The organism is Bacillus sp. LL01 (assembly GCF_001037965.1).
Genome location: NZ_LFEL01000009.1, coordinates 59241 through 68446, shown reverse-complemented (window position 1 = coordinate 68446; position 9206 = coordinate 59241). Strand labels below are relative to the sequence as shown.

Annotated in this window: 5 protein-coding genes and 2 rRNA genes; 2 read left to right on the top strand and 5 right to left on the bottom strand. The window is 47.2% G+C overall.

All coding sequences use genetic code 11. From position 1 onward, the window contains the following. Positions 1–56: 56 nt before the first annotated feature. The 3 genes from AB685_RS20140 to AB685_RS20130 all read right to left on the bottom strand — a co-directional run bounded on the left by AB685_RS20140 (position 57) and on the right by AB685_RS20130 (position 5456). Positions 57–3010: ribosomal RNA gene (locus AB685_RS20140) — 23S ribosomal RNA — on the bottom strand. 242 nt (positions 3011–3252) lie between these two features. After that, a 16S ribosomal RNA gene (locus AB685_RS20135) occupies positions 3253–4804 on the bottom strand. Together the 16S and 23S rRNA genes form the textbook arrangement of a ribosomal RNA operon. A gap of 415 nt (positions 4805–5219) precedes the next feature. Further along, positions 5220–5456: a hypothetical protein gene (locus AB685_RS20130; protein WP_047972384.1), complete on the bottom strand. Its 237-nt coding sequence runs from the start codon at positions 5454–5456 to the stop codon at positions 5220–5222. Between the two features lie 140 nt (positions 5457–5596). On the opposite strand from AB685_RS20130, the gene pdaB reads away from it, so the two are divergent. Next, entirely contained in the window at positions 5597–6361 is a 765-nt protein-coding gene (gene pdaB, locus AB685_RS20125) for a polysaccharide deacetylase family sporulation protein PdaB (protein ID WP_047972383.1), read from the top strand. Positions 6362–6587: 226 nt separating this feature from the next. Here the strand turns inward: pdaB and AB685_RS20120 are convergent, their stop codons facing one another. Continuing rightward, entirely contained in the window at positions 6588–7187 is a 600-nt protein-coding gene (locus tag AB685_RS20120; protein ID WP_047972382.1) for a KinB-signaling pathway activation protein, read from the bottom strand. A gap of 157 nt (positions 7188–7344) precedes the next feature. Between AB685_RS20120 and gerD the strand changes: the two genes are divergently transcribed. Further along, positions 7345–7974 (top strand): spore germination lipoprotein GerD, encoded by a 630-nt coding sequence (gene gerD / locus AB685_RS20115; protein ID WP_047972381.1) that lies wholly within the window; start codon positions 7345–7347, stop codon positions 7972–7974. A 51-nt stretch (positions 7975–8025) separates the two neighbouring features. Here gerD and AB685_RS20110 read toward each other — a convergent pair whose 3' ends face one another. Beyond that, a complete protein-coding gene (locus AB685_RS20110; protein WP_047972380.1) occupies positions 8026–9072 on the bottom strand; it encodes an Mrp/NBP35 family ATP-binding protein in 1047 nt (348 codons plus the stop codon). Positions 9073–9206: the final 134 nt, after the last annotated feature.

The window sequence follows — 9206 nt, the reverse complement described above, 5'->3', positions numbered from 1 at the left end:
TCCTTCAAAACTAGATAATGTGTTCATATCAAGGTATTCCTATCGTTCAAATGTTTTGGGTTAAGTCCTCGATCGATTAGTATTCGTCAGCTGCACGTGTCGCCACGCTTCCACCTCGAACCTATCTACCTGATCATCTTTCAGGGATCTTACTTGCCGAAGCAAAAGGAAATCTCATCTTGAGGGGGGCTTCATGCTTAGATGCTTTCAGCACTTATCCCGTCCGCACGTAGCTACCCAGCTATGCCTTTGGCAAGACAACTGGTACACCAGCGGTGCGTCCATCCCGGTCCTCTCGTACTAAGGACAGCTCCTCTCAAATTTCCTGCGCCCACGACGGATAGGGACCGAACTGTCTCACGACGTTCTGAACCCAGCTCGCGTACCGCTTTAATGGGCGAACAGCCCAACCCTTGGGACCGACTACAGCCCCAGGATGCGATGAGCCGACATCGAGGTGCCAAACCTCCCCGTCGATGTGGACTCTTGGGGGAGATAAGCCTGTTATCCCCGGGGTAGCTTTTATCCGTTGAGCGATGGCCCTTCCATGCGGAACCACCGGATCACTAAGCCCGACTTTCGTCCCTGCTCGACTTGTAGGTCTCGCAGTCAAGCTCCCTTGTGCCTTTACACTCTGCGAATGATTTCCAACCATTCTGAGGGAACCTTTGGGCGCCTCCGTTACTCTTTAGGAGGCGACCGCCCCAGTCAAACTGCCCACCTGACACTGTCTCCCAGCCCGATAAGGGCTGCGGGTTAGAATTTCAATACAGCCAGGGTAGTATCCCACCGACGCCTCCACCGAAGCTAGCGCTCCGGCTTCTCAGGCTCCTACCTATCCTGTACAAGCTGTACCAAAATTCAATATCAGGCTACAGTAAAGCTCCACGGGGTCTTTCCGTCCTGTCGCGGGTAACCTGCATCTTCACAGGTACTATAATTTCACCGAGTCTCTGGTTGAGACAGTGCCCAGATCGTTACGCCTTTCGTGCGGGTCGGAACTTACCCGACAAGGAATTTCGCTACCTTAGGACCGTTATAGTTACGGCCGCCGTTTACTGGGGCTTCGGTTCAAAGCTTCGCTTGCGCTAACCTCTCCCCTTAACCTTCCAGCACCGGGCAGGCGTCAGCCCCTATACTTCGCCTTACGGCTTCGCAGAGACCTGTGTTTTTGCTAAACAGTCGCCTGGGCCTATTCACTGCGGCTCTCTCAGGCTTTAACACCCTAACAGAGCACCCCTTCTCCCGAAGTTACGGGGTCATTTTGCCGAGTTCCTTAACCAGAGTTCTCTCGCTCACCTTAGGATTCTCTCCTCGCCTACCTGTGTCGGTTTGCGGTACGGGCACCATTCTCCTCGCTAGAGGCTTTTCTTGGCAGTGTGAAATCAGGAACTTCGGTACTATATTTCCCTCGCTATCACAGCTCAGCCTTATCGAGAAGCGGATTTGCCTACTTCTCAGCCTTACTGCTTAGACGCGCATATCCAACAGCGCGCTTACCCTATCCTTCTGCGTCCCCCCATTGCTCAAACGGAGTGGAGGTGGTACAGGAATATCAACCTGTTATCCATCGCCTACGCCTTTCGGCCTCGGCTTAGGTCCCGACTAACCCTGAGCGGACGAGCCTTCCTCAGGAAACCTTAGGCATTCGGTGGAAGGGATTCTCACCCTTCTTTCGCTACTCATACCGGCATTCTCACTTCTAAGCGCTCCACCAGTCCTTACGGTCTAGCTTCAACGCCCTTAGAACGCTCTCCTACCACTGTTCGTAAGAACAGTCCGCAGCTTCGGTGATACGTTTAGCCCCGGTACATTTTCGGCGCAGAGTCACTCGACCAGTGAGCTATTACGCACTCTTTAAATGGTGGCTGCTTCTAAGCCAACATCCTGGTTGTCTAAGCAACTCCACATCCTTTTCCACTTAACGTATACTTGGGGACCTTAGCTGGCGGTCTGGGCTGTTTCCCTCTTGACTACGGATCTTATCACTCGCAGTCTGACTCCCATGGATAAGTCTTTGGCATTCGGAGTTTGACTGAATTCGGTAATCCGATGAGGACCCCTAGTCCAATCAGTGCTCTACCTCCAAGACTCTAACACATGAGGCTAGCCCTAAAGCTATTTCGGAGAGAACCAGCTATCTCCAGGTTCGATTGGCATTTCACCCCTACCCACACCTCATCCGCTCACTTTTCAACGTGAGTCGGTTCGGGCCTCCATTCAGTGTTACCTGAACTTCACCCTGGACATGGGTAGATCACCTGGTTTCGGGTCTACGACCACGTACTCATTCGCCCTATTCAGACTCGCTTTCGCTACGGCTCCGTCTCATCGACTTAACCTTGCACGGGATCGTAACTCGCCGGTTCATTCTACAAAAGGCACGCTATCACCCGGCATATTTCCCGAAGGAAATATGCACAGGGCTCTAACTACTTGTAGGCACACGGTTTCAGGATCTATTTCACTCCCCTTCCGGGGTGCTTTTCACCTTTCCCTCACGGTACTGGTTCACTATCGGTCACTAGGGAGTATTTAGCCTTGGGAGATGGTCCTCCCTGCTTCCGACGGGATTTCTCGTGTCCCGCCGTACTCAGGATCCACTCAGGAGGGAACGAAGTTTCAACTACAGGGTTTTTACCTTCTATGACGGACCTTTCCAGATCGCTTCATTTACCCCGTTCCTTTGTAACTCCATGTTGAGTGTCCTACAACCCCAAGAGGCAAGCCTCTTGGTTTGGGCTAATTCCGTTTCGCTCGCCGCTACTCAGGAAATCGCGTTTGCTTTCTCTTCCTCCGGGTACTAAGATGTTTCAGTTCCCCGGGTCTGCCTTCAGTACCCTATGTATTCAGGTAAAGATACTGCTCCATTACGAGCAGTGGGTTTCCCCATTCGGAAATCTCCGGATCAAAGCTTACTTACAGCTCCCCGAAGCATATCGGTGTTAGTCCCGTCCTTCATCGGCTCCTAGTGCCAAGGCATCCACCGTGCGCCCTTAATAACTTAACCGTTGACCAATTTGGTCATGTGTTGTTTTGCAGCTAACAGCGATGTTATCTACAAAACAGGTATAGAAAATTACTAAGATGAACGATATTCTGTGAATATCTTGATATTAGTTACATTATCTAGTTTTCAAGGAACAACAAGGATAAATCGGATGATTTATCTTATGTGACAAATCGAAGATTTGTCTTATTGAGAGAATGCTCTCTCAAAACTAAACAAAACAACAAGCGTACATTCCTTAGAAAGGAGGTGATCCAGCCGCACCTTCCGATACGGCTACCTTGTTACGACTTCACCCCAATCATCTGTCCCACCTTAGGCGGCTGGCTCCAAAAGGTTACCCCACCGACTTCGGGTGTTACAAACTCTCGTGGTGTGACGGGCGGTGTGTACAAGGCCCGGGAACGTATTCACCGCGGCATGCTGATCCGCGATTACTAGCGATTCCGGCTTCATGCAGGCGAGTTGCAGCCTGCAATCCGAACTGAGAACGGTTTTATGGGATTGGCTCGACCTCGCGGTTTTGCTGCCCTTTGTACCGTCCATTGTAGCACGTGTGTAGCCCAGGTCATAAGGGGCATGATGATTTGACGTCATCCCCACCTTCCTCCGGTTTGTCACCGGCAGTCACCTTAGAGTGCCCAACTGAATGCTGGCAACTAAGATCAAGGGTTGCGCTCGTTGCGGGACTTAACCCAACATCTCACGACACGAGCTGACGACAACCATGCACCACCTGTCACTCTGTCCCCCGAAGGGGAACGTCCTATCTCTAGGAGTGTCAGAGGATGTCAAGACCTGGTAAGGTTCTTCGCGTTGCTTCGAATTAAACCACATGCTCCACCGCTTGTGCGGGCCCCCGTCAATTCCTTTGAGTTTCAGTCTTGCGACCGTACTCCCCAGGCGGAGTGCTTAATGCGTTAGCTGCAGCACTAAAGGGCGGAAACCCTCTAACACTTAGCACTCATCGTTTACGGCGTGGACTACCAGGGTATCTAATCCTGTTTGCTCCCCACGCTTTCGCGCCTCAGTGTCAGTTACAGACCAGAAAGTCGCCTTCGCCACTGGTGTTCCTCCAAATCTCTACGCATTTCACCGCTACACTTGGAATTCCACTTTCCTCTTCTGCACTCAAGTCCCCCAGTTTCCAATGACCCTCCACGGTTGAGCCGTGGGCTTTCACATCAGACTTAAAGGACCACCTGCGCGCGCTTTACGCCCAATAATTCCGGACAACGCTTGCCACCTACGTATTACCGCGGCTGCTGGCACGTAGTTAGCCGTGGCTTTCTGGTTAGGTACCGTCAAGGTGCGAGCAGTTACTCTCGCACTTGTTCTTCCCTAACAACAGAGCTTTACGACCCGAAGGCCTTCATCGCTCACGCGGCGTTGCTCCATCAGACTTTCGTCCATTGTGGAAGATTCCCTACTGCTGCCTCCCGTAGGAGTCTGGGCCGTGTCTCAGTCCCAGTGTGGCCGATCACCCTCTCAGGTCGGCTACGCATCGTTGCCTTGGTGAGCCATTACCTCACCAACTAGCTAATGCGCCGCGGGCCCATCTGCAAGTGATAGCCGAAACCATCTTTCAATAAAGAACCAGGAGGTTCCTTATATTATCCGGTATTAGCTCCGGTTTCCCGAAGTTATCCCAGTCTCACAGGCAGGTTGCCCACGTGTTACTCACCCGTCCGCCGCTGACTWCTTAAAAGCAAGCTTTTAAGWAGTCCGCTCGACTTGCATGTATTAGGCACGCCGCCAGCGTTCGTCCTGAGCCAGGATCAAACTCTCCAATAAAGAGTTTGAGCTTTTGCTCAAAATTTGCTAGCTTGTCTTACTTTTCGTTCATTTGTTAATCCCGTAGGATCAACGTTTGACGCTGTTGTTTTGTTTAGTTTTCAAAGATCATTTCAATCACCTTGTCGCTCAGAGGCGACTTTTCTAATATAACACATCGAGCAAGTTGATGTCAATATGTTTTTTATTTTTTGTCGTGCAATCTGTTTTGCATCTCGCAGCGACGAATAATAATATACCATGTATTTTCTTTTTGCGTCAACTGTTTTTCTCATATATTTTTAAATTGTTTCTCAGCGCCCTTTTTTCTATACTTTTCTACGAGTAAGCTTCCCGGCTCTATAAGTTTCAACACGCGGCTTTAGCTTGGAAAGTTCAAACAAAAAACCGCAGTGGCTGCGGCAATATGTCAAAGCTATAAAGATTCTCTTTCCCTAAAGACGGATTTTGATCGTATATATTTCATGCACTCTGTTGGCGGAGCGATACGGGTGAACATTTTATAGAGTATTTGATAGCGTTCTTCCATGGCGTGCTTTACCACTCTATCGATACGATTATCCTCGAAGTCATGTAAAAGCTCTTCAAGTTCACGTTTGAGCAGATATTCCATTTCTTTAACTTCTTTATTGTTAAATAGCATCCCTAACATCTCTTCACCTCTAAAAATTACTTTATAGTTATTTTTTCCACCAAAACGGTTTTTATGAAACATTTTCCTAGATTTTTTTGCATAAGATTTGTCCTACTGAATATTTATGAGAGTAGATACTGTGGACAAGGGGGCAGAGCATGAATATTTTTTATGTGATTAACGGAAGAAAGCTCAAGCAATTATCCATCATCATTTTGGCGGCATTCTTCACTGCAGGGATTTTATATATAGAGAATTTTTCTAATCAGCCTGTATTTTCAACAAAGGATGGTCCAAGGGCCATTTATAAGGGCGAGGGCAAGAATAAGGAAGTTGCATTGTCCTTTGATATCAGCTGGGGCGATGAGAAGGCCCTGCCTATCCTTAATTTATTGAAACAGAATGGAGTGACCGGGGTGACGTTTTTCCTATCTGCTTCCTGGGCGGAGAGACATCCCGAGATAGTGAAGAGAATTATGGATGATGGGCATGAAATAGGTAGTATGGGATATGCCTATGAAAATTACCGCGACCTTGAAGATCTAAAGGTAAAACGGGATATTTTAAAGGCGTTGGATGTTTTCGAGAAACTTGGCGTAAAAAAAGTAAATCTGTTGCGTCCCCCTAAAGGCGCATTTGATAAAAGAGTACTTGAGATAGCCAACTCCCTTGGCTTTACTGTGGTACATTGGAGTGTGGATTCCCACGATCTAATCAACCCTGGCAAGGAAATCATCGTGGATAACGTGACGAAGAATCTCAGCAATGGGGATATTGTTCTGTTACATGCGTCGGACTCTGCCAAGCAAACAGAAGAGGCTTTGCCGGAAATCATCCAGTATATCAAGAGCGCAGGCTATGAAATAAGCAGTGTGACGGAACTGATAAACAACACGAAGGCCAATAGCAAAGAAGTACAATAATATAAAACCGAGGCAAAAAGTACGATCCTGTGATGTTTGCAATACACCAGTTGATTGAAGTGGAAGGCGCGAAGACTCCAGTGGGAAGAAGGAACAAGGGAGACCCCGCAGGCTTGCGCGGCCACTGAAAAAGTACTGAATTTTAGTTCTTGGGTAAACACCGCTGTTGATTTCCGCAAATAGCAAAGAAATGGCGCTTCTCCAAATTCGGAGAGGCGCCATTCTTTTATTTTGCAGAAGCTTTATTCAGTCTGTGAAGCAATAGCAGCTGGTAGGAGTTGCATGCCAATAATGGAAACAGCATAAACAACAGCCACCCTGGTTCATTCTCCCTTAAAGCAGGAAACCATTCAATTGTTGTCACGACCACCATGAAAAATACAGCAGGAATAAACGCATGTTTATTGGTCTGCGCACTTTTCACATATGCTACAAGCAAGCCATACACGAGTAGAAAAATCGGAAAGGCAAGATATGGGAGCAAAGAATCTCCATCATTTGCAAAAGCTATGTAACGGAAATACACCAAATCAAACAAAACAAATATGATCAATACCATCTGTACGGCGCTCCAAAGGGACTTGAATATTCCCAGGCCGAATCGATGAATGGTCAGATAGGCGAAGAAACCCATCTGGCTAATGATACTGAAAATAAGTCCCACTCCGATGTACCAGGCGATGACGGAAAGGAATTGAAGATATTCACCACTGGCAAATTGTGCTGTATGTTGATCCCAACGAACTATGAACGCAACAATAACTGTAGTTGCCGCTCCGACTAGTAACGTGGAAAGAAATAATCGAACCCAATTACGACTGTTCACTTTCTTTTCCTCCATTTAAAACAGATTAAAGACACTATTTATCATTTTACCAATCTAACCAGTAAAAATCCATCATCCCCCTCTTGCAAATTTGTATATTTGATTAACTTTGTCACATATTAAACGTATGAAATACATGGTGGAAGGAGTTTTCTTCATGAAAAGCTACCTTTTGCCGCCTCTCCTTCTATTCCTGCTGCTTACTGGGTGTGCAGAGGGTGAAAAAGGCGGCCAAATGGATTATGACGAAACCAAAAAGATGGTTGTAGATATATTAAAGACTGACGATGGCAAAAAAGCGATTGAAGAAATCATGGCGGATGACAAAATGAAGGCAAACTTCGTCCTTGATCAAGAAGTCGTAACAAAATCGATTGAGCAGACGCTGGACAGTGAAAAAGGGGCAGAATTCTGGAAAAAGGCCTTTGAAGATCCGAAGTTTGCAGAGACTTTTGCTAAGAGCATGCAAAAAGAGCACGAAAAACTTATAAAGGATCTGATGAAGGATCCCGAATATCAAGCAATGATGGTCCAAATATTGCAAGATCCAGAAATGGAAAAACAGATGATTACCGTGATGAGCGGACAGGAATACAAAAAGCACCTGCAGCAAGTTATCACCGAGACCTTTGAGAGTCCCTTATTCAAAGCCAAATTACAAGATCTTTTGTTAAAAGCGGCATCTGAAATGCAAGGTGGACAAGAACAACAAGGATCCGGTGGAGGGCAAGAAGGACAGAGCGGCTCGGAAGGCGGACAGGAATCTTCCGGTGATGAAAGTGGTTAAAAAAGTATAAGAAAAAGCAGGCCGGGGTTACATTCCGGTCTGCTTTTTTTCTTATGTCAGTTCCACCACTTTGGATGCAATGTTCAAATAGATTTTTCCAAGGTCATGGTCTTCATGATAAATGGATGGAGCGAAATCATCGTCGTTCCAGTCCGGCTGCTGAAGTGGTAGTTGCCCTAGTAGTGGCGCCTGCAATTCCTCTGACAGCTTATCTCCGCCACCTTTTCCAAATACATATTCCTTCTCGCCTGTCTTCTTGCTTTGGAAGTATGCCATGTTCTCGATGACGCCAATTACTTCATGGTCCGTCTTGATGGCCATTGCACCCGCTCTGGCTGCAACAAAAGCGGCTGTCGGATGCGGAGTCGTTACGATAAGCTCTTTACAGGACGGAAGCATGGAGTGTACATCAAGTGCCACATCTCCTGTACCAGGTGGCAGATCCAGTAGCAGATAGTCCAGATCGCCCCACTCCACTTCATTGAAGAAGCTATTCAGCATTTTTCCAAGCATCGGTCCTCTCCAGATGACTGGGGAGTTGTCCTCCACGAAGAAGCCCATGGAAATCACCTGCACACCGAAACGCTCAACCGGTATGATTTTCTCTCCGCGCACTACCGGGCGTTTTGTGATTCCCATCATATCAGGCACACTGAATCCGTAAATATCAGCATCAATCAATCCAACCTTTTTCCCTAGACGCGCCAAGGATACTGCCAAGTTAACGGATACTGTTGATTTCCCCACTCCGCCTTTTCCGGAAGCGATCGCAAGGAACGTGGTTTTGTTGCTTTTAAGAAGTGTCTCTTCTTCTTTAGGCGCAGCGGCACCGAAGCGTTCTACCACTTCCTGAGGAAGTTCCATGAATCGCAGGCCAACAGTTGCCGCTCCCGCTTCTTTCAAAAGATTGACAATGGTACCTTGCAGTTGCATCTGTTCTGGTGTCCCTGTTTTCGCCAGCGCCACTTTCACACTGACATGGTTCTTTTCCTCTTTGATTGAGATTTCTTGAATTGCATTTGTTTCTTCGAATGTTCTATGTAAAAACGGATCTTGTAGATCTTTCAATAACTGTACAACTTTAGCTTCTGTTAACAACATGACCCCACCCTTATGTGATAATAGTCTATTTTCAGAATTGAATTCGTTTACAATACCAGTATAACATAAGGCTTATTTCTTATGGTATTGATTCAGTTTTGAGACTGCATTATAAATGTTGATCTCCGTTG

Excerpts from the sequence above, each read along its gene's own strand:
- gerD (WP_047972381.1), top strand. The coding sequence starts at position 7,345 with ATGAAAAGCTACCTTTTGCCGCCTCTCCTTCTATTCCTGCTGCTTACT.
- AB685_RS20130 (WP_047972384.1), bottom strand. The coding sequence starts at position 5,456 with ATGTTAGGGATGCTATTTAACAATAAAGAAGTTAAAGAAATGGAATAT.
- pdaB (WP_047972383.1), top strand. The coding sequence starts at position 5,597 with ATGAATATTTTTTATGTGATTAACGGAAGAAAGCTCAAGCAATTATCC.